Origin of the sequence: Methylomonas sp. EFPC1, from assembly GCF_016925515.1 — a bacterium.
Taxonomy (GTDB): domain Bacteria; phylum Pseudomonadota; class Gammaproteobacteria; order Methylococcales; family Methylomonadaceae; genus Methylomonas; species Methylomonas defluvii.
Genome location: NZ_CP070494.1, coordinates 2470555 through 2490187 on the forward strand (window position 1 = coordinate 2470555; position 19633 = coordinate 2490187).

The 19633-nt window shown below is 54.8% G+C and carries 21 protein-coding genes; 11 read left to right on the forward strand and 10 right to left on the reverse strand.

Annotation, left to right across the window (positions count from 1 at the left end; genetic code table 11):
- Nucleotides 1-25 precede the first annotated feature (25 nt).
- Nucleotides 26-856, reverse strand: coding sequence for a polysaccharide deacetylase family protein (locus JWZ98_RS11645; RefSeq protein ID WP_240347941.1), 831 nt, complete (start codon nucleotides 854-856; stop codon nucleotides 26-28).
- A complete protein-coding gene (locus JWZ98_RS11650; protein ID WP_205450192.1) occupies nucleotides 853-1971 on the reverse strand; it encodes an acyl-CoA dehydrogenase family protein in 1119 nt (372 codons plus the stop codon). Before JWZ98_RS11650 ends, JWZ98_RS11645 begins: the two co-directional genes overlap by 4 nt.
- 228 nt (nucleotides 1972-2199) lie before the next feature.
- On the opposite strand from JWZ98_RS11650, the gene JWZ98_RS11655 reads away from it, so the two are divergent.
- Nucleotides 2200-2943 carry a YkgJ family cysteine cluster protein gene (locus JWZ98_RS11655; RefSeq protein WP_205450193.1) on the forward strand — a complete coding sequence of 248 codons (744 nt, stop codon included), beginning with the start codon at nucleotides 2200-2202 and terminating at the stop codon, nucleotides 2941-2943.
- A 122-nt stretch (nucleotides 2944-3065) separates the two neighbouring features.
- On the opposite strand, the gene JWZ98_RS11660 is transcribed toward JWZ98_RS11655, so the two are convergent.
- From JWZ98_RS11660 to JWZ98_RS11695, 8 genes are all read right to left on the reverse strand, one after another.
- The gene (locus tag JWZ98_RS11660; RefSeq protein ID WP_205450194.1) at nucleotides 3066-3500 is read right to left on the reverse strand and encodes a GNAT family N-acetyltransferase; all 435 of its coding nucleotides are present in this window, start codon (nucleotides 3498-3500) and stop codon (nucleotides 3066-3068) included.
- Between the two features lie 83 nt (nucleotides 3501-3583).
- The gene (locus JWZ98_RS11665; protein ID WP_205450195.1) at nucleotides 3584-4114 is read right to left on the reverse strand and encodes a transposase; all 531 of its coding nucleotides are present in this window, start codon (nucleotides 4112-4114) and stop codon (nucleotides 3584-3586) included.
- Nucleotides 4115-4444: 330 nt separating this feature from the next.
- Entirely contained in the window at nucleotides 4445-5557 is a 1113-nt protein-coding gene (locus JWZ98_RS11670) for an IS5 family transposase (RefSeq protein WP_240347943.1), read from the reverse strand.
- 55 nt (nucleotides 5558-5612) lie between these two features.
- Nucleotides 5613-6230 (reverse strand): DUF6438 domain-containing protein, encoded by a 618-nt coding sequence (locus tag JWZ98_RS11675; RefSeq protein WP_205450196.1) that lies wholly within the window; start codon nucleotides 6228-6230, stop codon nucleotides 5613-5615.
- 3 nt (nucleotides 6231-6233) lie between these two features.
- The gene (locus tag JWZ98_RS11680; protein ID WP_205450197.1) at nucleotides 6234-7661 is read right to left on the reverse strand and encodes an AMP-binding protein; all 1428 of its coding nucleotides are present in this window, start codon (nucleotides 7659-7661) and stop codon (nucleotides 6234-6236) included.
- 155 nt (nucleotides 7662-7816) lie between these two features.
- The gene (locus JWZ98_RS11685; protein ID WP_205450198.1) at nucleotides 7817-9103 is read right to left on the reverse strand and encodes a hypothetical protein; all 1287 of its coding nucleotides are present in this window, start codon (nucleotides 9101-9103) and stop codon (nucleotides 7817-7819) included.
- Nucleotides 9100-9342 carry an acyl carrier protein gene (locus JWZ98_RS11690; RefSeq protein ID WP_205450199.1) on the reverse strand — a complete coding sequence of 81 codons (243 nt, stop codon included), beginning with the start codon at nucleotides 9340-9342 and terminating at the stop codon, nucleotides 9100-9102. Before JWZ98_RS11690 ends, JWZ98_RS11685 begins: the two co-directional genes overlap by 4 nt.
- Before the next feature lie 56 nt (nucleotides 9343-9398).
- Nucleotides 9399-9905, reverse strand: a complete 507-nt coding sequence (locus JWZ98_RS11695) for a methyltransferase (protein WP_240347944.1) — start codon at nucleotides 9903-9905, stop codon at nucleotides 9399-9401.
- 142 nt (nucleotides 9906-10047) lie between these two features.
- Here JWZ98_RS11695 and JWZ98_RS11700 point away from each other — a divergent pair, with 142 nt between their 5' ends.
- From JWZ98_RS11700 to JWZ98_RS11745, 10 genes are all read left to right on the forward strand, one after another.
- Nucleotides 10048-10311, forward strand: a complete 264-nt coding sequence (locus JWZ98_RS11700) for a phosphopantetheine-binding protein (protein ID WP_205450200.1) — start codon at nucleotides 10048-10050, stop codon at nucleotides 10309-10311.
- A 2-nt stretch (nucleotides 10312-10313) separates the two neighbouring features.
- Nucleotides 10314-10925: a hypothetical protein gene (locus JWZ98_RS11705; protein WP_205450201.1), complete on the forward strand. Its 612-nt coding sequence runs from the start codon at nucleotides 10314-10316 to the stop codon at nucleotides 10923-10925.
- Nucleotides 10922-11554 (forward strand): outer membrane lipoprotein carrier protein LolA, encoded by a 633-nt coding sequence (locus JWZ98_RS11710; RefSeq protein WP_240347946.1) that lies wholly within the window; start codon nucleotides 10922-10924, stop codon nucleotides 11552-11554. Before JWZ98_RS11705 ends, JWZ98_RS11710 begins: the two co-directional genes overlap by 4 nt.
- 3 nt (nucleotides 11555-11557) lie before the next feature.
- The gene (locus JWZ98_RS11715) at nucleotides 11558-13888 is read left to right on the forward strand and encodes a hypothetical protein (protein WP_205450202.1); all 2331 of its coding nucleotides are present in this window, start codon (nucleotides 11558-11560) and stop codon (nucleotides 13886-13888) included.
- Complete coding sequence (locus JWZ98_RS11720) at nucleotides 13888-15090, forward strand: beta-ketoacyl-ACP synthase (protein ID WP_205450203.1); 1203 nt, start codon at nucleotides 13888-13890, stop codon at nucleotides 15088-15090. The genes JWZ98_RS11715 and JWZ98_RS11720 overlap by 1 nt, the downstream gene beginning before the upstream one ends.
- On the forward strand, nucleotides 15090-15875 hold the full coding sequence (locus JWZ98_RS11725) for a beta-ketoacyl synthase chain length factor (RefSeq protein ID WP_205450204.1): 786 nt from the start codon (nucleotides 15090-15092) through the stop codon (nucleotides 15873-15875). The genes JWZ98_RS11720 and JWZ98_RS11725 overlap by 1 nt, the downstream gene beginning before the upstream one ends.
- A gap of 46 nt (nucleotides 15876-15921) precedes the next feature.
- On the forward strand, nucleotides 15922-16332 hold the full coding sequence (gene bamE / locus JWZ98_RS11730; RefSeq protein ID WP_205450205.1) for an outer membrane protein assembly factor BamE: 411 nt from the start codon (nucleotides 15922-15924) through the stop codon (nucleotides 16330-16332).
- Nucleotides 16333-16349: 17 nt separating this feature from the next.
- Nucleotides 16350-17555, forward strand: a complete 1206-nt coding sequence (locus JWZ98_RS11735; RefSeq protein ID WP_205450206.1) for an NAD(P)/FAD-dependent oxidoreductase — start codon at nucleotides 16350-16352, stop codon at nucleotides 17553-17555.
- Between the two features lie 218 nt (nucleotides 17556-17773).
- Entirely contained in the window at nucleotides 17774-18619 is an 846-nt protein-coding gene (locus JWZ98_RS11740; protein WP_205450207.1) for a S26 family signal peptidase, read from the forward strand.
- 92 nt (nucleotides 18620-18711) lie between these two features.
- Nucleotides 18712-19629 carry a MoxR family ATPase gene (locus tag JWZ98_RS11745; protein WP_240347948.1) on the forward strand — a complete coding sequence of 306 codons (918 nt, stop codon included), beginning with the start codon at nucleotides 18712-18714 and terminating at the stop codon, nucleotides 19627-19629.
- Nucleotides 19630-19633 lie beyond the last annotated feature (4 nt).

Here is a 19633-nt window from a genome sequence, read left to right on the forward strand (position 1 = left end):
AATTCTCCGAAATCAGATAGATGCGTTAGGGATTTTGGCAACGATCCAAGCTTTCGCTTAGCGTGACCGGTTGCAAATTCGCGGCGGCAATGGCCTCCAGCAAGGGCGGCAATACCGCTAGAATCACCGGCTGGCCGCTGTTGGTCCGCGCGGTGTTACTGTCATGCAGCAACAGAATGTCGCCAGCTTTCAAGTCTTTCAACAATTTCGCCAAGACAACTTGCGGATTGCCTTCAATCGTGTCGAAGCCGCGCTTGGTCCAACTAGCCAATTGCAACCCCAGGCGGCTGAGCACCGGATCAAGCAAAGGATTACGTAAACCGACCGGCGGCCGAAAAAACCGGGGGCGAATGCCGGTCACCTCAGTCAGAGCATCCTGGGCCGCGTTTAGTTCGGCCATCCAACCTTTTAGCAACAAAAACGGCAAATGGTATTTATGGTGCATGCTGTGATTTTCCACCGCATGTCTGCGTTTGACGATGTCACGGCACAAATCTGGGTAGCGTTGGGCTTTATCGGCGATGCAGAAAAACGTGGCTTTGGCGCCGAAACGATCCAGCATGTCCAGCACGGCGGGGGTGATGTCGGGATCGGGGCCATCGTCGATGGTAATGGCAATGTCGCCCCGCGCGGCGGCGGCAGGCGGCAGCGAGGTCCAGTTCGAGCCCACCCAGGAGCAGCGCGGCCAAAGCCCGGCAAAGGTTAAAACCAACTGATCGGCAATAAAAATCATCAAGGCCCAAGGCCAAAGGCTCGGTTGAATAACTATCGCCAGCGGAGCGGCTATTGTTATTGCCAATGACACCTTCATTAGCGGCGTAGGCTGCCAATTGCGGTAAGCGGAAAAATTCATCATAAATGGGGTTGCGTGTTTAACCGATAAGCATCGCCGGTACCGAGCAGAGCGGCGATCAGATTTTTCTGCACTTCCGAACTGCCGGAAAATAGCCGCCCGGCCAGCGCATCCTGGACCAATTCGGCCATCGCGCCCCCCGATTCCAAACCGGCCGCGCCCATGATCTGCACCGCATCCAAACTGGATTGCAAGAAAGCCTCGGCCGCATAAAGCTTGGTTTGCGCCGACGCCATCGTCAGGCGTTGGCCGGCGTCGCACAATCGCGCGCATTCGCCTAGCCATAAATCGACGGTGTCCAGCCTTAATTTCATCTCGGCGATGCGATGGCCGACGGCCTGATGCTTACCCAAATGCACACCGCTGGAGCGCCGTTCCCGGCTGTAACGAACCACTTCCGCCAATTGCCAATCCATGAGCCCGGCGATACCTGCAAACACAAAAGCCCGTTCGTATTCCAAAGCCTTTTGGATCATCTGGGTGCCGGCGCCGATTTTTCCGAGCAGGCGATCGGCATCGATTCGACAATCTTGCAAACTCACGCTACCGGTAGCGCTGCCCCTGCAGGCATCCAATGCACTTTCATTGCTGAAACGGCAGCCGTCATCTTCACGGGACACCAGGAAAGCGGAAATCTTGCCGTCCAACTTGGCGTAAATCACCAACCAGTCGGCCAATGGCACGTTAGTGATATAACACTTTTCGCCGTTTAGTAGATAACCGTCGCCCGTTTGTATGGCATGAGTAGTCATCGCTTGCACGTCGGAGCCGCAAGACGGCTCGGTGATGGCATGCCCGCCCAGCCAGTCTCCGCTCAACAAAGCCGGCAGAAATTTTTCTTTCTGCGCCTCGCTACCGTATAACAGGATAGGGTAAACCGAACCCCACAGATGGGCGTTGATCGCCAGCATCAGACCGGGATCGCGACAAGTTTCGCCAAGGCGGCGATGGGTTTTGACTAACGAGACAAAGTTATCGCCAAAACCGCCGACGGCAGAGGGCAGGGCATGTCGAAATACACCAAGTTCGGCGACGGCACGCAAACGGGCTTTGATTTGGGTTTCATTCGGTCGGCCTGCGTAAGCAAGGATCTCGGAAAAGTCAGCGGCTATAGTCATGGTTTAGGATTTGAGTAAACTCAATGAATTTGCGTTGTATTGTATCGTTCCCGAGCTCCGGCGTGGGAACGAAGGCATACAGCGTCGAGGCAAGCTTGCAAAGACAAAGTTTCTGTTTTTCGCAAAAGCTTCTATGCTGGTTGGGCTTGGAACGTCAGGTCTCGCCGATTGCGATTGGTCAACCAGAGTAAGCCTGGCTAGACAATTATCAATAACTTAAAAGCACGTATGAGCAAAACCACACCCGCCAACGTCAAATTAACGCTTTACGGTAAGCCTATCGAGCTGAAATTCAGCGCGCCTACGGAAAAAGTGACGCCGGTGGCGATGCTGCCGGCACTGCATCGCATCAACAACACATTTGTCGAAACCGCAGTGGCTGCCTTTGTTACGGACCAGGAGACTATCTCCTGCCAAGCCGGTTGCGGCGCTTGCTGCCGACAAGTCGTGCCGTTGGCAGAATTCGAAGCCTATCAAATCGCCGGTGTGGTCGAACAATTGCCCGAGCCCAGGCGTTCCACGGTCAAGCAACGCTTTTCCGACGCTTGCGAAAAACTGGACGCTATCCAGTGGCTGAGCCGGCTCGAACAGATGCTGGCTGAAGGTACCAACCACGAAGCGGTAGAGCAACACGCGCTGACTTATTTCCAGCAAGGGGTGCCCTGTCCGTTTCTGGAAGCGGAAAGCTGCTCCATTCATCCGGTTCGACCCTTGGCTTGCCGAGAATATCTGGTGACATCGCCGGCCGAACATTGCCAAAACCCGACACCGGAACATGTCAGACACATCGAGTTAAAATTTCAGGTGTCCAAAATTGTCCGCAAACTTTGGCGCACCAGCCATATCAAAGACCTGGATTCGGTGCCGATGATTTACGCCTTGCAATGGGTCAAGAAACACCCCAACCAATTTCCAAAAAAGCGTGGCGAGGCTTGGCTGCGGGAATTTTTTGACTATATGGCGAATCCGTGACGTTACTTGATGCCGCTGGAAACGATGGAATGAGCTTATCGTTCCCACGCTCCAGCGTGGGAATGCGCTCCAGCGTCACGGCTACCAGAGTGCAACCATCCAGCCCAGCACAATTACAAGTATCAGCCTAATTCCATGTGATATAGCGCCCGGTCTTCACCAATAACTCTGAAGCCCATCCGGTCGTAGAGACGCTTTGCCGGGTTGATCTTTATCACGTCCAGTACCAATTTCTTATTCAGATTTTTGGCCCGCAAAGCTTCTTGTGCCAGCAAAGTGGAGCCTATTCCCCGTCTTTGAAATTCAGGTAGCAGAAACAGGGTGCGAACCCAATGACTTTGCTCGCTCTCCTGCACATAGATAGCGCCGGCAGGTTCTTTGCCGATGCGAATCAGTTTGAAGTTTTGCACCTGTAGGTTTCTCCAGAAACCGGTATGTTGAAACTCGTCGTCCCAGCCCCATGCCCAATCGATGTAATCGCGCATCGATAGCTTGAACGCATTAAATATGAAATGTTTGTCATGCTCTGCTGCGTCGATCAGGCTAAAGGAGGTCATAAACTAAGCCAAATGTTGTGATCATATCTATCGTTCCCACGCTCCAGCGTGGGAATGCCGCCCCAGACGTTCCAGCGTCACGACTACCAAGTATCGATGTCGATCAAGCCGCCCAGTCCTGCGTAATTCACAGCACTTGAGTAACGCCAATGCTCAGGCAAATTCACATAACCCCGCTTCACCGGATTGGCGTGAATATAATCCAACTTCTCCCGCATCATCGCTTCATTAAGAATCAACTCCGCATGCACGCCTTCCTGCCAGAACTGAAACTCCCGGTCATGCTTATGCGCGCATTTGGCAAAGCGCAATCTTTGCAATAACTGTTCGGCTCGTTTCGCTTGCAGATGATCGATGATCCGCCGCGCGGTGTAGGCTTTGAAGCTGGCAACGCATTTATCCAGCGAGGTACTCTGAGCGATGAAATGCAGATGGTTTTCCAGAATCACATAGCCATACAGTTTTAAGCCGACCTGTTGCCGTTGATATTGCCAGCAGTCGAGCAGGATTTTCACGGTTTCCGGCCGGGTAAAGACCGGCAGCCATTCCACGACCGTGCAGGTCATGAAATGCGCTTGCAGGGGTTCAGTGATGGTGTAACGACTTCGGCCCATCGGTTGTTTGTTGGTTTAGGACGCTGGAGCGTCCGGGGCGGCGTTTCCACGCGGAGCGTGGGAACGATGAAATTTCAGCCATCATAGTTATCCTTTAAATTATCTTCGATCTTCTACACAACCAGATTCCCAAGGATCTGGTGCGGGATTTAGCCAGTTTTCAGCAGTTATAGCGCCTTTAACAGGCTGGTGAAAAACCCGTCGATATTTCCCCTTACCCACGATGTAAGTGATTTTTTCGAGTTGAAATCGGTCATGACATCGAGTTTCAAGCGTTTTGCCCCGGTTTCAAGGGCTTTTTATTCGCCTGAAGCCGTCTGTGGACGGTTTTCAGGCGAACTTCACCCTAGGCGGGTGCACTCCACGCCGGTTTCGGCGTGAACACCAATAGGTTGAGCATGCGCGTCGGTTGTAGGCGGCAAAGCAAAACAAGGCCTGACCCGCGACTTTGGCTAAGCCGATGTGACGGGTTTTGCGCAGGCCGCCGACCGTTTTGACCCAGCCAAAGGCTTCTTCGACGATTTTGCGGCGCTTGAGACTTTGGGCGTAACCTTTGCCGCGAGCGGTCCGGCCATCGACGACACTGCCGGTCTTTTTGCGGGCCACATGGGCTTTGATGTCACGGGACTCGAGTCCGTTGACGAACGCCGCTTGGTCGTAGCCTTTGTCGGCACCGACGCTGCCGCCTTGGGGCACGCGGCGTTTGATCATGTTTTGCGCGGCTTCGATTTCGGCGGTGCCGGTGGCTTGAGTGGTTTCGACATCGACAATCAGGCCGTTGCGATTCTCGGACAAGGCATGGGTGATGTAACGCAGTTTGGCCTCGGTGTATTCGCCTTTCTTGTAAAGCCGGGCTTCGGGATCGGTCGTACTGTGGTGGGTGGCGTTGCTGCGCTTTTCGCCGCTGAAGTCGACCTCGGGATTGCGGCCGGCGGGTTTGTCCGGGCCGCTGCCGTCTTTTTTAACGAAGCTTTTATGCGAGGCCCAGGCTTCAATGAGGCTACCGTCGACGCTGAAGTGTTCGTCGGACACCAGATTTTGCCATTCGGCTATGGCCAGTACCCGCTCAAAAAATTCGCGACTCAGGGCTTCGGACAGCAGGCGTTCGCGGTTGGCACTGAACACTGTGCGTTCCCACACGGCGTCGTCGATGCCCAGACCGACAAACCAGCGAAACAACAGGTTGTAGTCCAGTTGTTCCATCAACTGACGCTCGCTACGGACCGTATACAGGACTTGTAACAGCAAGGCGCGCAGCAGTTTTTCAGGGGCAATCGAGGGACGGCCTGTGTGCGAGTAACGCTCGGCAAAGACGGCATCCATCGAGGCCAGTACGCCATCGACCAACAGCCGTAAACGGCGCAACGGATGCTGCTTGGGAATGCGGTCTTCCAGGTTGATGTAGCTGAACCAGTTGTTTTGGATGGCATCGTGTCCGCGCATTGAAAGGCTCCAAATTTAGGTAGCCTATTTTAACAGTTGGCGGCTCATCTATGCCTTAGCTTACTTGGCTTTTCGAGTTTTTCACCAGCCTGTTAATAGCATCTTCAAGTTCCATTAATGCTCTACCATAAACAACCGATTTACTTTTTTTGTTCGAATTAAACGTAATTTTCATATATGACATATCAGTCCATATTTGATGTTTTTTTTTCATTTCCGTTAAATAACTTTCAGGGCGGTCAAAAAAATCAACTTCTTCGAACTTTTCTATTAATCCTTTAATTTTTGTTCTATCTATTTTTTTATACCTATGCCCTTTTATATGCACATAATGTTTGCCGTACCAATGAACGTTACCGTTGTTGAATATATCGATTTTATAATCACGAACACAAGTGCATAATGGACAATATGTTTGCAATGTGATAACGGGTATACTATTTTCAGCTGATGCCACCGTTGAAACAAATATCCAGAAGGACACACTGAATAAGATCGTAAGTACTGTTTGTTTTTTATTATTCAAAGCCATATTCATTTCCATTAAGAAGCTTTTGATTAATGCAGTTTCAGATCGTTCCCACGCTCCAGCGTCGCGATTACCATGCGTCCATATATCACAGCGATTGGGATAACTCTCGCAATAGAAGCAATCAGTTTTATCTCCGCCCAAACTTTAGGCTAAAAGCATAAGAGCTAAGTGGATGTAATCCATCTTTCCATTAGCCAATCGCGGCAATTCTTCCAAAACCAGAAAACGGCTCGGCTGCATATAGGCCGGTAATTGGCGGCTAAGCACCTTGCGAATCTCGGCGATGTTCAGTTCTGGTTCCAAAACCAATGCCAAAGCCGGACGTTGGCCGGCGGTGGGATCGTCCATGCCGATCACCGCGCAGCCTTTGATACCGGGGATGGCATTGACGACGGCTTCGATTTCCGCCGGCTCGACCCGGTAGCCGGAGCATTTCAGCATACGTCCCAAGCGACCATGAAAGCGGTATTCGCCTTGCTCCAGGCTAGCTCGGTCGCCGGTGGGATACCAATCGTCGGCATTCAGAAAAGCCTGTACCTGGCCGTCGCGCCAGTAGCCGCTGGCTAGCGTCGGTCCGCGTACCCATAACTCGCCGGTGTCGGCGGCTATGTGCAGTTCGCAACCGGCGGCGGGCAGGCCGATGGGAATGGTTTGCTCGGCGATCAAACGCTCGCGTTGTACCTGCCAATAGCAGCAGACATTGGTTTCGGTGGGGCCGAAAAAATTGTACAAGGCTGTCCGCGGCAAACTGGCGGCCAGATCGATCAGGGCCGGGGTGGGGAATACTTCGCCAGCGAAAATAATGAAGCGCAAAGCCGCCAGCGGGGTTTGCGCCAGGTTGCCTTTGTAGGTGAGGAAGGCCAGTAACGAGGGCACGGTGTACCAACCGCTGATGGCGTGTTCGCTCAGCCACGCGCTCAACCTAGCCGGGGCCATAGTCAAGCCGGCCGGGATGAAATGCAGGCTGGCACCGCAGCCTAATACGGCGTAAAGATCAAAGGTGGATAGATCGAAGAAAAACGGTGCGCTGCTGGCGATGCGGTCGGCAGGGGTTAAGGCCAGCAAGTCTGCGGCCCAGGTTGTGAACGCCAAAATCGCCCGATGACTAAGCGCTACGCCGCGCGGTTGGCCGGTGGAGCCGGAGGTATACAAAATCGCCGCCAGCGCTTCGGCGGGAATGTCAACGGTTGCGGGGATTACAGCGGCACAAGCGTTGATGTCCATCCACAGGCTTTCATCCAGCCAAGCCGGCACTGCACCGGTCCCCAATACCGTATGCACCTGGGCGTCGGCGACAATAAAGCTCAGTCTGGGTACCGGATTCTTTAGATCTAAAGGCACATAGCAGGCTCCCGTCAACAAGACACCGAACAGTGCGCAGGCGGCATCGATACCGCGATCCAGATACACCGCCACCGGCTGGCCAGGCTGCACGCCCTTGGCTTGCAAGGCAGCGGCAATGGTTTGGGCCTGTTGCAGTAATTGCCGATAGCTGACTTGCCGGTCTTGCTCTTGCAAAGCCGGGGCGTCGGGCTGGAGTTGGCATTGGTGTAGAAAAGGCGCTAGCAACATCGGTTTAGGTTTCGCTAAAAAATGACGATTTTATGGTTCCCACGCTCCCGCGTGGGAACCCGGTCAGGGACGCTCCAGCGTCCAGAACCGCTGGAGCGGTTCTAACTGCATTCCCACGCTGGAGCGTGGGAACGATAGGTGGAGATGAGCGAGTATTATGGGCTATCCAATAACTCGACATTCATCCGCGCGATAACCGCATCCAACCACGCTTCATCGATTGCCGGAGATAAGTAGCTATAGGACAAAACCAGCTTGCCGTCGAGCTGGCTGGCCAGCAGCGCCAGACCGGGCGGCAAGGTCATCCAGCACATCAGCGATAGATCAGTCACCTGAACGCCGAGAAAGCCTTTCTTGCTCCAGGACAATTCACCAATGTCGGAAAACCACAACGAGCTCAACTCGCCGCCGCTGTGCTGTTTGCGCAGCACTTTCGCGTATTTGTCGGGCGATAGCCATTGGCCCAGCCACATCAACGGTAAATAGGCCAGATCCAGCTCATCGCGGACCACTTGTTTATGCTCGCTAAGCAGATGCGCAAACAAACCTGTTCTATCTCGCACTTGCTCGCGGGTGGCGCGGGCGAACAAGCAGCCGATATGGTTGCCGAAAACCGGTGTCGGAGCGTTCTGGCGGCGCAGATTGAAAGCGTAAGGGATGCAATAACCGTCTTTAGCGTCCGGCGGGCCGACCAGTTCCATCGCCCGCATGAAGCAGCCCAGATAGTACAAGGTGCGCCCAGTCAAGCCGGTGGTTTGTTGCGCTAGTTTGGCGATGCGTTGCGACTGGTCGGCATCGAAACGCTGTACTTTTAAGTGCAGGCGCTGCGGGCCTTGTTCAATTTGCGTGGGCAGGCAACTGTCCAGGCTATTGGCGGCGGTATTGTGGCGTTTGGCTTTGAAGAATAATTGCAGTTTTTTCCAGAAGCTCCATTGTGCCAGTTTGGCTTCGATCAAGGACGGCGAGTCTTTGAAGCTGTCCGGTTTGTCTGAAGACAAGAAGTCCAGCAATATTTTGCAGCCTCGGGCATCCAATAGTGGATGCAGCCAGATCAGCAGCAGCGTGCCGCCTTCCGCGCCGGCTATCCAGTGCACGGTCAGCGGCCGGGATTCGGGGCGATTGAAAATGTCCAATAGCAAACGCTGCGATTCGTCCGCCTCGCTCGCACCCGGCTGGCACTGATGACGTTCCAGCGGGATTGGGTTGCCGGTGGCGACCCACGCAAAACGCTTGCCGCGCGACTGGATCGTGGCGGATGCTTGCGGAAAGCGTTCCACCAGCAGATCCAAGCGCTTTTGCAGAGCGGACAAGTCCGGCGTTTGGGCCAATTGCAAGGCAAAGCCGCAATATCCACCGGGCATCCCGGCGTTGCGAATTTCCTGGTCGAGTACGTAGGTAAAATAATCGCCGGGATTGAACAGCTGTTCCTGGGTGTCCGTCATCCGGCGTAACCGCTGCGGCGAATCCAGCTTGCCAGCGAGTTCAGGCTGCCGACGTTATCCGGTTCGATTTCGGTGTCCGGCAAAGTGACGCCAAATTCTTTCTCGGCGAACATGATTAAACGCATGATGCCCATGCTATCCAGGCCGGCATCCAATAGGTTGTCGTCGTCGCCGAATGCGGCCGGATCTTCGTGGTAAATCAGTTCGGCAAAGATGAAATGCTTGAGTATTTCCTTCATGGCAGCAAAAGGTGGGTGAGTTAAAATCAAATCCTAGTCAAAGCGCAGTACGTGCGTTAAATCGGCTCCGGGGAAAAGGCTTTTAACGCAAAACCCCAGCGCGGCACCTGCCGACAATAGTGGCTGTAAGACGCGCCAAACCGGCTGGTCAAATCCGGTTCTTCGCGAAACACCACGGTAATATGAAAAAACAGCGCAATCGAGCCGGCATAGACTATCAGGCCCGGATCGGCATATAGCAAACATTCCGCTAGCAGCACCAACAATACGCCTTGAAACATCGGATTGCGGGTCCGCCGATACAAGCCGCTCACTACCAGTTTCTGCGGGGGATCGATAGGCGCGGGTGTGCCCAAACCGGTGATAGCAAAATCCCAAGCACAGCGTAGATAACTAGCCAAACCCAGGATAATACAAAAGCCGGCGGGCGGAGCCCAGGCCAGGTTGGCCGGCTGCAAGTTACCGGCTGAGTCGGAAAGTACCCAGTAAGGCATGTAAACCAACACCGCGCCGGGAACGAGCAGCGTGAATAGCAGGATTTTGAAGGCCAGGAAAGGACGCACGTATCGGTCTGTCGGGTTTGGAAGTTCGGATGGGCTAAGCTTGCGGCAATTTTGGCATTACCCGTGCCGCAATCCAAGTGATTTTGAACCGCTGCGGGAATTTGTGTAGAATCCGGCGTTTGTTAATGGAACTTGAACAGCCATGTCAGAAGACTTGATCAGCCAATTGAAAACCATGCTTATCGAGGGCTTGCTCCTGGAAGACATCGTCCCGGATGACCTGCCACCGGATGATGCTTTGTTCGGCGGTGGACTGGGCTTGGACTCTATCGATGCGCTGGAAATCGGCGTGATGCTGGACCGCCAATACGGCATCAAGATCACCTCCGGCGACGAACGCAATAATCAGATCTTTCTCTCTCTCCGCTCGCTCGCCGAATTCGTCGCCGCTAATCGCACCCGTTAACCATGGGGCAGGTCGTTAAGCCGCTGATTATCGCCGGTATCGTCGTCGCTTACCCTTTTTTAAGTGCCTATCTGGCCGGTCTCGGTTTTGCCAGCTTTGAACTCATCGTCTTCGCTGCGCTGACCTTTTGGCGCGGTTTTACCTCGTCCGGGCTAGTCGCGCGTTTGCTTAGTTTTTTACTGGCAGCGGTGTTGCTGGCCGGCGCCTATTTTGCCACGACCTATTTTGTCTGGCTGGTGCCGTCGTTTGCCTATTTGTGGCTGACCTTTTTATTCGGGCATACCCTGTGGTCGCCGCCTTCTTTTATCGAACGCTTGGTGCGTTTGCAGTTTCCCGAGTTAGTGCCGGGTATAGCCGAATATTGCCGGAACCTGACCTGGGTTTGGACCTTGTTCTTTGCCGTCAACATCGCGATCTGCGCCGCGCTGCCGGCTATCATGGGGCAGACCGCTTGGGCACTTTACACCGGTGTAGTGGTGTATGGGTTGATGGGGTTACTCGGAACCGGTGAATGGTTTTACCGGCACAAGCGCTTTCCGGATTTGGAAATTCCACCGGCTCTGGAGACCTTCAAATGCATCGCCATGAACGGCCATAAGGTATTCAAGGGATGAAGATTAACCGCACGCTGTTTTTGCTTTTGGCCGTGTTGCCCATGTTTGGATGGGCTGATGGCGCGGTGCTGAGCGAGTTATTGACTCGAATCCGCCAAACCGGTCAGGCGCAGTTTCAGTATGAGGAAACCCGTGTACTGGAACTGGCGGACGCGCCATGGCACGGACAAGGTGTCATGCTGTCCGGCACCGACGGCAGCCTGGTCAAATTGCAACTGCAACCGGCGCGGGTGATCATGGCGATCACCGAACAGCGCATGCTTTACTGGGACCCGCAGCAAAACCAGCGCCACAGCGCGGCTTTGGATTCGGCGGGGCCGGCGGGCGAGCAAATCAAAGTGTTTCGCAGCATCCTGCAAGGCCGTACCGAAGAATTGCAGCTTAATTATGCCATCGCCGCCGACAAGCAAGGCCCGCAATGGACTTTGCGCTTGACGCCGAAACCGGAGTTGAGCGGTGATGATCTCCCGTCTATTGAAATATCCGGCGATGACCAAGACCAGCAACGGCGCATTTCAATCAAACAGCCGGACGGCGAATCCACCGAATACCGCATGCACAAAGCCACGGCAGCACAACAACAGGACTATTCGCTCCCCAGTTTGTTGCAGGAAGCCAGCGGAGAATAGGGCGTGTCTTTTGTTTGGCGAAAGCGCTGGTTCGTGCTGCTGTTTCCCTTATTCCTGGCAATCACGTTCTGGCAGATCAAGGTCGAGACTGACCTGAACGCTTTTTTTACCGCGACCGACGATGAAGACTCCAGGCTGTTGGCCGGCTTGTTGAAGTCAGGCGAGTTGTCACGGCGCTATTTGCTGGTGGTCGAAAAGTCCGAGTACGCCCCAGTGACAGAAGCCACGAATGGCGCTGAAACCCCGATGTCCGTGGCCGCATTCACCGCGAGCTTGCTTAGTCAGTTAGCTAAGCTGGATGACGTGGAGCAAGTGTGGCCGGCCGATCAGCCGCCCCGCGATTGGGTCGAAGCGGTGGCTTCGTATGCGCCTTACCACGCCCGGCTGTTCAGTCTAAACCCCGAACAAGACGCGCCTGCATTGTTCGATCCCACCCAGTTGCCGACCAAAGCCGCAGGATTGAAGCAAGCCTTGCTGTCGCCGCAAGGCAGCTTTGTAAAAACCATTGCCAAGCAAGATCCGTTGTTGCTGTCACTCGACGGCTTCAAGGCGCTACAGACACAATTTCAGCAGCAAGCCAAACACAGTCAGGCGGGCGCGTTAATCCTGCAAAGCCGGCCGGCGGCATTGGATTCTGAGGCACAGACCCGATTGCAAGCGGCGATTCGGGCCGGCTTCGACAATTTGAACGCAGAAGCCGGCGGCGCGTTTAAGTTGTCGATGGCCGGGGTGCCGGTGTTCAGCGTCTCCGCGCAGAGCGAGATTAGTCAGGATGTGACGCTGGTGTCGGTGGTGTCCAGCCTGGCGGTGGCCTTAGTATTTTTATTTCTGTTTCACTCGTTCTCGGCTTTGCATTGGGTGATGATGGTGCAAGGCGCGTCGTTTGTAATCGGCACCCTGGCAACGGCTTTAGTCTTCCCACAAGTCCACAGTCTGACGCTGGCCTTGGGCGCCAGTTTGATCGGCATCTCCTCCGATTACCCGATTCATGTGATGGTGCATTGCGCTAAGCATCGCAATACTCCGCTAGCGGCGGCCAAGCTGTTGTGGCCCAGCCTGTTGATGGGCGGCTTGACCACGGTGATCGGCTACGGCGCCTTGGGCTTTACCGGTTTTCCAGGCTTCGAGCAAATTGCCGTATTTGCCTTGGCCAGCGTCGTCGGCTCGCTGGGCTTGACCCGCTGGGTATTGCCGGCTTTGCTGATCAATTCATCGTTGCACGCCGCACATTTGCCGGGCATCGGCGCTTGGGTGGATTTTTGCGGCCGGCACCGGAAAATCTTGCTGGGTCTGTTCGCCGCCAGCGTCGTCATGGCTGTGCTGTGTCTGCCGCAGATTCGTTGGATGAGCGATATGCAGCAACTAGCGGTCAATATGGATAGCTTAAAACAGCAGGATGCGGCAGTGCGCGCGCATTTTTCCAGTATCGAACCGGGCCGTTTTGTGTTGATACAAGCCGACGACTGGGAAACCGCGCTGCAACGATCCGAAGCCGCCGAACGCCGGTTGCAGTCTTTAAAGCAAGCGGGAGTCATAAGCGAATATCACGGCCTGTTTCCCTGGTTGGTATCCAAGCAGTTGCAAACCGAGAACAGCCAGGTTTACCAACGTGGCCTGACGCCGGAATTTCAGCAAGCTTGGCAAACCGGCTTAGCTCAGGCGGGCTTGTCGGTCGAAAAGTTAGGGACGTTAGCGCCGGCGTCCCCCGCAGCGCTGCAACCTGAGTGGGTGATGGACTCGCCGGTCAGACATATTCTGTCCGGGCAAATAGTCAGCGGGCAAACCGGGGTGATGTTGTCGCTGTGGTTGGGCGAGCACGATCCCGCCAAATTGACAGCCGGTTTGGCCGGCTTGGAAGGCACGCGGTATTTCAGCCAAAAAGATCAGCTGGATCAGTTGGCGGGCAAGTATCGGGACCGGTCTTTAATGATGCTGGGCATAGGCATAGTGGTGATGGCCTGGTTTATTTGGCTGCAACAACGCGACCTGCGCAAAGTGTGTTTGACCTTGCTGCCTTCGCTGGCTGGCGTGCTGTTCATTTTTGCCACGTGGGCGCTGCTGGGGGAGGAGGTCAGTTTTCTGCATGTGATAGGCTTGTTGTTATCGGTGTCGCTGTGTGTGGATTACGGTATCTTTTTTATCGACAACCGCGGCCAAGACGCCGATGTGACTTATCACGCGATTGCCTCATCGACGCTGACTACGATTGCCTCTTTCGGTGCCATGGGCTTGGGTAAGACGCCCACCTTGCCAATTTTGGCACTGTCGGTAAGCTTGGGCGTGAGCTTGGGTTTTTTACTTTGTCCCTTACTGATCCAAAAGCCAAAGAATTAATGCGTATTTTCCCACTGATTTCTCCAGTCGCCGTCACGGCCTACCAGTGCGTCAGCGCCGGCGGTGACGATGTGGACGCTTTATATGACAGTCTGTTAGCCAATCGTCCTTGCCTGAAACCGCTAAGCTTGTTCGATATTCCTTTTGATACCGTGGTGGGTGAGGTGACCTCAGCCTTACCCGACATTCGGCCTGATTTGCAAACCTACAATTCCCGCAATGCCCGCTTGGCATTAAAAGCTTTGGCGCAGGGCGGTTTTCGCGCCGAGGTGGAGAGGGCGGTCGCCTGTTACGGTGCGGCCCGCGTCGGTTTAATACTGGGCACCAGTACCTCCGGTATCTACGACTCAGAGAACGCCTATGCGCGCTTGCAGCAAGACGGCGTGATGCCAGACAACTTTTATTTCACCAAGGTGCAAACCGCCCAAGCCACGGCCGAGTTTTTACGCTTGGAACTGGGCTTGCGAGGGCCGTGCTACGCGATCTCCACCGCCTGTTCGTCTAGCGCCAAAGCCTTGGCTGCCGCGCAAAGATTGATCGTCACAGAGTGCTGTGACGCGGTATTGGTGGCCGGCGTAGACAGTTTGTGCCGCCTGACCCTGCGCGGCTTCAACAGTTTGCAACTGATCTCGGCGGACGCTTGCCGGCCGATGGATGCCGGGCGGCAAGGGATTAACATAGGGGAGGGCGCGGCTTTACTGTTGTTGGAAAAACCCAGCACTGACAATACGGATCGGCCCCGACTGTTGGCGGTGGGGGAATCGTCGGATGCCCACCACATGAGTGCGCCGCACCCGGAGGGGCTTGGGGCTGCTTCGGCAATGGCGCAGGCCTTGGGTTTGGCGGGACGCGATGTCAGCGAGGTCGATTACATTAATTTGCATGCCACTGCCAGCACCCTAAACGATCTCGCCGAGGCCAGAGCGGTAGCCCGCGTGTTTGCCAATCCGCCGCCCTGCAGTGGCGTCAAAGGTTTGCTGGGGCATACCTTAGGTGCGGCCGGTGCAGTGGAGGTCGTGGTGAGCCTACTGGCTTTGGAGCGCGGTTTTTTGCCCGGCACCTGCGGTTTGCAAGTGCCAGACCCCGAATGCCGGTTTCCGTTGGTAACGGCGCCGGAACTGAACGTCAACCCCCGACTGATATTGAGCAATGCGTTTGGCTTCGGCGGCAACAATGCCAGTGTCCTGCTGGAGGCTGCATAATGGAATGCATGAGCCTGCTTGGCGTCGGCGTTTGCGCGCCGGACCCGGCATTTCGAGCTAGCCTGCCGTTTCCGGCTTTTGCTATCAATCGCGAGACCATTCCGCCGCTGTTGCGCCGGCGTAGCAGCCAGGCGATGCAGATGGCCTTCAGCGCGGCAAGCGCTGCCAGCGAGCAAGCCCAGCGTTCGCCGTCAAGTTTGCCCGCGATATTTGCCAGCGTGGCCGGAGAAATAAACACTACCGACCAGATTTGTAACGAACTGGTCAAAGCGGACGGGGTGATGTCGCCCAGCGCTTTTCATAATTCCGTGCAAAATACCGCGGCGGGTTATTGGAGTATCGCTCAGCAATGTACCCAGCCAGCCACCGCTCTGGCGGCAGGATCGGATACCTTGGCAATGGCGTTGTTGGAAGCTTGGTGCCAGTTGGCTTGCCAGGGAGGTGAACTGCTATTGGTTTGTTACGATGAGGCATGGCCGGGCTATCTGGCTCCCGGTTGCGGCAATCCGGCTTTTGCCTATGCCTTGTTATTGGCGGCTGGAAAAGTGGACGGACGACTGATGCAGATTAGCAGACCGCAAGTTGGCGAAAGCATTTTCCCGGCGGCCTGGATTGATTCGGTTAATAGCATGCCGATTTTGGCCGCCATTCCTTTGCTCGAAGCAGCTTTAACCGGAAGAGTACCGCAAGCCATAGCATTAAGCCCCCATGTGCCTGGTTGGCAAGTTCATGCAGGAGTGGCCTCTGCTTATCCGAAAACGGGCGATGGTGAAAAATGGCGGTAACTGAACTACTATTGACCGCTGACAAAACTAACCGGAAGGTATCTCTGTGAAGCACTATAAAACATTTGCATTCTTCGCCGCTTTAGCGCTGGCCGCCGGCTGCGCATCCAGCAATAAGGCGCCCGCGCAAGCAGGCGCACCGGCGGCTCAATCAAGCACCGCCCCGGAATCGCGGATTGACGGTAATTTTCCGGCCAATAGCCCATTCGCCAAACTCAAGCTGGGCATGACCCAGGGCCAGGTTCATGAAATTCTGGGTCAACCCACCGACACCAAGTCTTACCAAACCGGCAAAGCCTGGATTCCGTTTTATTTCGGTCCGGACGTGATGCGCACCGATGAGTTTTACAAAGGCGTAGGCATCATTACTTACACCGGTGCCGGTATCGGTGGCGTGCATTGGACTGTGTTTCGGGCCATTTACAATGCAGCCGAAGACGGTTATCCAAACGACTAATGCGTTAATCTTTAAAGATGATAGACAACCAGCAAAACCCTTTTGACCATGATGTGGTCGTTGTCGGTGGCGGTCCGGCCGGCTCGACGGCCGCGACCTTGCTGGCGCAATATGGCCACAAGGTTTTGCTGTTGGAGAGCGGCAGGCATCCGCGTTTTCACATTGGCGAATCCATGCTGCCGTTCAGCGAACCGGTCGTCGAACGCTTGGGGATAGATTGGAGCGCTGGCAACCTATCGAAAAGCGGAGCGGTGTTCATCGACGAAGCTACCGAACAACGTATGTATTTTCCGTTGGCAATCAATCGCAAGACCTACCAGATCGAACGTGCCCCATTCGATCAGATGCTGTTTGAAAACGCCGGCAAACACGGCGTCGATACCCATCAGGACGAAAAAGTACTGGACGTTGCCTGCCAACCGGCAGGGGTGGACGTCGTGTCCGATAAAGGCCAATACTGCTGCCGTTATCTGATCGATGCCACGGGCCGCAGCGCGTTAATGGGCAGGAAAGACAAAGCCATCAAGCGTATCGAAAATTTGGGCAAATTTGCGGTGTATACCCACTTCGAGAATATTCAAGCGGGCGAGGAGGCCGATGAATTGTTCCGTTCCGGCAATATATACGTGCCGGTCGTAGACATCGGCTGGATCTGGATCATTCCGTTGGCTGGACGCCGTTTGAGCGTGGGCTTGGTGGTACAGAAAGAGCGTCCCAAGGACTGCGATGCGGAAGAATTGTTGCGCCGTTATCTGGCGGCATCGCCGCTCCTGAGTCGTTTGATAACAGGAGCGGCGCAATTCGCGCCGGTGCGAGTTGAAGCGGATTTCAGTTACACCAACCAAAGCCGCTACGGCGTCCGCTATGCTTGCTGCGGCGATGCGGCTGGCTTCCTCGATCCGGTGTTTTCGTCCGGCGTATTTTTAGCCTTCACCAGCGCCGCCCGGGTTGCCGACCGCGTCCATTTTGGGCTAAGCGACGGGCGGGAAGCCGATCCGGAGCTGCACACCGAGGACGATGACCAGTACTTGCTGGGTTTTAATACGATGCGATTATTCGTCGAACGTTTTTATCAATCCAATATTGTCCATAACTTGTTTTTCGAAGCCGACCGCGATCCGGATTTGAAAGCCCAGATCGCGCAACTGTTGGCCGGCGATTTATGGGTAGACGACAACAAACTGCAACAAAGCCTGCTGGCTGGTCGCCGCAGTGTAAGTTAGTTTTTCCGGAAATTTCCAGCCTTTGCCAGCTAAGCAGCATTTTTACTTTTCCAAACCTTCTCAGCCAACAGCCACTGCATCGAATTTAACTCTGCGTTGTTGATGCAATGCCAAAGATTGGGCACATCCCAACCCGATCATCCATCTATCCGCGTCGCCAACATGCACGGTTTTCAGGCTGTGCTAGTCTTTAGGGCTTTTGACTTGGACGAATCACTATGCGCGTTAATCGATCTTCATTGGGGCCAACGCTGCTCAGCCTGCTGGCGGTGGTCGTTTTCGGCTTACCGATCATTTATACCGTTATGTACCACCCGATCAGCCGCATGGCATCGGCCAATCCCTTATACAAGGAGTTGTCCAAGAACGCTTTTATGGTAATGTCCGCTAAAGTGGATTTGGCAGCCGGACGCTTGATCAGCTTTGACGATGCGGCCGGCAAAATGCAGATCAGCAGAATCGTCGGTATGCCCGGCGATGAAGTCGGTTTTGCGGCGGGCATATTGTCGGTTAATGGCAAACCGGCCGGTAAATATCCGCTGAGTGCATTGCCCAATTCGACGTTAATCGTGCCGCAACAAGCCGTTTTCTTTTTCCCGGATTTTATTCCCGACACTGCGGAGTCCGCGAATCCCGGGACATTGGCAAACCATCTGCTGGCGCAGAGCAACATAAATGCAAGCGTGCTTTATGTATTCGATCAAGCGACGTCGGCGGCCCAGCACCCGGAACTGTTCGTTTACGGTTCGGCTTTGATCGTGCTCTATGGCCTGGTATTTTTCGGACTGGGCAAGCGTAAGGAGCGTATCGTTAAACCGGTTTATTACTTGGCGCGAATTAGCGTTGGTTTGAATTTTGCGATCTGGTTATTGCTCGGAGTCATAGGCCTATCGCTTGGTTATAACGCCGTCATGCCGGCCATTTATTATGCTTTTGTTTCCTGGTTGACGTTTTTTGGCTTATCTGTCGCCGCTGCGGGCACGACGCTGGTGGCGATTGTGATATTCGCGGTGTTGGCCCTATTTTCCGATACCGAATTTACTGCCAAGCGCCTTAACTCGTAGTCCGGAATGACAAACGGCCAGGCTCTGCTAAGCTTGGCTCTCCCATTTCCCGCTCATATCTTTAACAGGACAATCCTCAGCTAATGGATGCCATGCTTTCTTTAATTGAAAACGTCGAAAAAGTCATTATCGGCAAACGGTCGGTCATCGAATTGGCCGTGGTCGCGATGCTGTGCCGCGGCCACGTGTTGCTGGAGGATGTGCCGGGGACCGGCAAGACCATGTTGGCCAGGGCATTGGCCCGTTCGGTGGCGGTGGACATGAAACGCCTGCAATGCACCTCGGATTTATTACCGTCGGACATTACCGGTGTCGCTATCTACAATCAAAAAACCGCCGATTTCGAATTCCGGCCGGGGCCGGTATTTACCCATCTGCTGCTAGCCGACGAAATCAACCGAGCCACACCGCGCGCGCAATCGGCGTTGTTGGAATGCATGGAAGAATTTCATGTCAGCGTGGACGGGTATACACATGAACTGCCCAAGCTGTTTATGGTGCTGGCCACCCAAAACCCAATCGATATGGCCGGCACCCACGCCTTGCCCGAAGCACAATTGGACCGGTTTTTCATGCGCTTGCGGATGGAGTACCCCAATATCGAACAGGAAATGCGGATACTGGCGGCGCAAACCCAGACTCATCCTATCGACAGCTTGCCGGCCGTCACGTCCGAAGCCGACATTCTGGCCGCGCGCGCGCAGGTCAAGGCGGTGCATATTAGTATGGACGTGGCTAAGTATATGGTCGGTATCAGCGCCGCCAGCCGCCAGCATAGCGATTTGCGCTTGGGTATCAGTCCGCGCGGTACCTTGGCCTTGGCGCGCGGTGCACAAGGCTTGGCTTATTTACGCGGCCGGGATTTCGTGTCGCCGGATTTGGTGAAAATCATCGCGCCGGCTATTTTGGAACACCGGCTGATCGTCAAACCGCAGGCCGCGGTGCTGGGGCGCAACGCTGGCGAAATTCTCGCGGAAATTCTCGACCGGCTGCCACCGCCGGTAGTTTGATCGC

Excerpts from the sequence above, each read along its gene's own strand:
- JWZ98_RS11645 (WP_240347941.1), bottom strand. The coding sequence starts at position 856 with ATGATGAATTTTTCCGCTTACCGCAATTGGCAGCCTACGCCGCTAATG.
- JWZ98_RS11650 (WP_205450192.1), bottom strand. The coding sequence starts at position 1,971 with ATGACTATAGCCGCTGACTTTTCCGAGATCCTTGCTTACGCAGGCCGA.
- JWZ98_RS11655 (WP_205450193.1), top strand. The coding sequence starts at position 2,200 with ATGAGCAAAACCACACCCGCCAACGTCAAATTAACGCTTTACGGTAAG.
- JWZ98_RS11660 (WP_205450194.1), bottom strand. The coding sequence starts at position 3,500 with ATGACCTCCTTTAGCCTGATCGACGCAGCAGAGCATGACAAACATTTC.
- JWZ98_RS11665 (WP_205450195.1), bottom strand. The coding sequence starts at position 4,114 with ATGGGCCGAAGTCGTTACACCATCACTGAACCCCTGCAAGCGCATTTC.
- JWZ98_RS11670 (WP_240347943.1), bottom strand. The coding sequence starts at position 5,557 with ATGCGCGGACACGATGCCATCCAAAACAACTGGTTCAGCTACATCAAC.
- JWZ98_RS11680 (WP_205450197.1), bottom strand. The coding sequence starts at position 7,661 with ATGTTGCTAGCGCCTTTTCTACACCAATGCCAACTCCAGCCCGACGCC.
- JWZ98_RS11685 (WP_205450198.1), bottom strand. The coding sequence starts at position 9,103 with ATGACGGACACCCAGGAACAGCTGTTCAATCCCGGCGATTATTTTACC.
- JWZ98_RS11690 (WP_205450199.1), bottom strand. The coding sequence starts at position 9,342 with ATGAAGGAAATACTCAAGCATTTCATCTTTGCCGAACTGATTTACCAC.
- JWZ98_RS11700 (WP_205450200.1), top strand. The coding sequence starts at position 10,048 with ATGTCAGAAGACTTGATCAGCCAATTGAAAACCATGCTTATCGAGGGC.
- JWZ98_RS11705 (WP_205450201.1), top strand. The coding sequence starts at position 10,314 with ATGGGGCAGGTCGTTAAGCCGCTGATTATCGCCGGTATCGTCGTCGCT.
- JWZ98_RS11710 (WP_240347946.1), top strand. The coding sequence starts at position 10,922 with ATGAAGATTAACCGCACGCTGTTTTTGCTTTTGGCCGTGTTGCCCATG.
- JWZ98_RS11720 (WP_205450203.1), top strand. The coding sequence starts at position 13,888 with ATGCGTATTTTCCCACTGATTTCTCCAGTCGCCGTCACGGCCTACCAG.
- JWZ98_RS11725 (WP_205450204.1), top strand. The coding sequence starts at position 15,090 with ATGGAATGCATGAGCCTGCTTGGCGTCGGCGTTTGCGCGCCGGACCCG.
- JWZ98_RS11735 (WP_205450206.1), top strand. The coding sequence starts at position 16,350 with ATGATAGACAACCAGCAAAACCCTTTTGACCATGATGTGGTCGTTGTC.
- JWZ98_RS11740 (WP_205450207.1), top strand. The coding sequence starts at position 17,774 with ATGCGCGTTAATCGATCTTCATTGGGGCCAACGCTGCTCAGCCTGCTG.
- JWZ98_RS11745 (WP_240347948.1), top strand. The coding sequence starts at position 18,712 with ATGCTTTCTTTAATTGAAAACGTCGAAAAAGTCATTATCGGCAAACGG.